Here is a 1,662-nt window from a genome sequence, read left to right as displayed (position 1 = left end):
GCGGGCAACTTTTCCTGCATTTTGCCAATCTGTGAGCCGTCATACGAAACTGCAAATATTGAGAAAACACATAGATTAAAGCGTGCACCAGATCACACATTAAACATTTACAGTAAAGCGAATTAATTCCACTCATAAATCGTCTGTTTTCATCTTTTTGATATTAAAGATAAAAAATCAGTAGTTTTTATAAAACAACCACGCATACAATGAAAACCTTTTATTGACATTTATAATAAATATTTAACATTTGTATACCCTGTCAGTTGCTCGATTTTTAGCGTCCTGATATTTTCAATGTTGACTATTTTATGAGTAAACCAACCGTCAAAGTTAACCTCAGGATAACCCATGGTAAAAGCATGGTTAAAACGCGCCGCGAATAGTGCGCAGTGACATTTATTTTTGTAACATGCGGCGGTCTCATTTTTTTCACATTTTTTGATAAAAACTAAATCATTTTTGGCTTAATAACCACCAGGTGACGCTCCCCTTCCAGCGCAGGAACATGCAGCCTGATGATCTCGCTGACGGTGCATCCTTCGGGAAGATTTGCCATTTCCTCTTCCTGGGCCACCCCTTTCAATGCATAGAAACAGCCGCTTTCTGACGGCAGATGATGGCACCAGCTGACCATGTCGTTCAGCGAGGCAAATGCGCGGCTGATGACACCATCGAACGGCGGTTCCGCGGGGAAATCTTCCACACGGCTCTGTACCGGAGCGATATTCTCCAGTTTTAGCTCGTGCTGAACCTGACGAAGAAAACGGACGCGCTTGCCAAGGCTGTCCAGCAGTGTGAAATGGGCTTGCGGGAGAATAATCGCCAGCGGGATTCCCGGTAGCCCTGGTCCTGTTCCGACGTCGATAAAACGCGTTCCCTGCAGGTACGGAGCAACAACAATGCTATCGAGGATGTGGCGAATCAGCATCTCATTCGGATCGCGAACAGAAGTCAGATTGTAGGCTTTGTTCCACTTATCCAGCATTCCAACATAGGCTACCAGCTGATTTTTCTGATGATCGGTGAGCGAAATACCGGCTTCAGCCAGCAGACGAGAAAGTTTGTTGAGCACGTTCAGTACCTGTCCAGAAATAATGAGCCCGGAGGCGATGACGCTTACCGGGCCGGTGAATCAAAAAGGCTATCCGCCTGTCAGGGCAATCAGGCGCTGCGGCGCAGCATCCCCTGCTTTTTCAACCAGACCAGCAAGATAGAAATCGCTGCAGGCGTAATGCCGGAAATACGCGAAGCCTGACCGATTGAAGATGGTTTGTGATCGTTAAGCTTGGCAATCACTTCATTCGACAACCCAATCACCTGGCGGTAATCAAGCGTTGCCGGCAGGATCGTATTCTCATTACGCTGCTGTCTTTCGATCTCTTCCTGCTGACGAGCAATATATCCTTCGTACTTCACCTGGATCTCAACCTGCTCGGCGGCCTGCGCATCTTCCAGGCCCGGCGAGAACGGCGACAGCTGAACCAACTGCTCATAGGTCATTTCCGGACGACGGAGTAAATCTTCCCCACTCGCTTCGCGAGACAGTGGTGCAGTCAGATGCGCGTTGACTTCTTCCGCGCTGTCTGCCGCCGGATAAACCCAGGTGGATTTCAGACGCTGACGTTCAAGCTCAATGCTTTCCAGCTTCTCGTTGAAACG

The 1,662-nt window shown here is 48.2% G+C and carries 1 protein-coding gene and 1 pseudogene; both read right to left on the bottom strand.

Annotated elements, in window-relative coordinates; all coding sequences use genetic code 11:
• Window positions 1-451: 451 nt before the first annotated feature.
• On the bottom strand, window positions 452-1,075 hold the full coding sequence (gene rsmG / locus ACZAHD_RS17080; RefSeq protein ID WP_462457831.1) for a 16S rRNA (guanine(527)-N(7))-methyltransferase RsmG: 624 nt from the start codon (window positions 1,073-1,075) through the stop codon (window positions 452-454).
• Between the two features lie 89 nt (window positions 1,076-1,164).
• Window positions 1,165-1,662, bottom strand: a pseudogene (gene gidA / locus ACZAHD_RS17075) (tRNA uridine-5-carboxymethylaminomethyl(34) synthesis enzyme MnmG); the annotation flags it as partial.

It is taken from the genome of Raoultella sp. (assembly GCF_039594335.1).
Lineage (GTDB): Bacteria > Pseudomonadota > Gammaproteobacteria > Enterobacterales > Enterobacteriaceae > Klebsiella.
The sequence above is the reverse complement of the archived record's forward strand: the minus strand, read 5'-3'. Positions and strand labels throughout refer to the sequence as shown.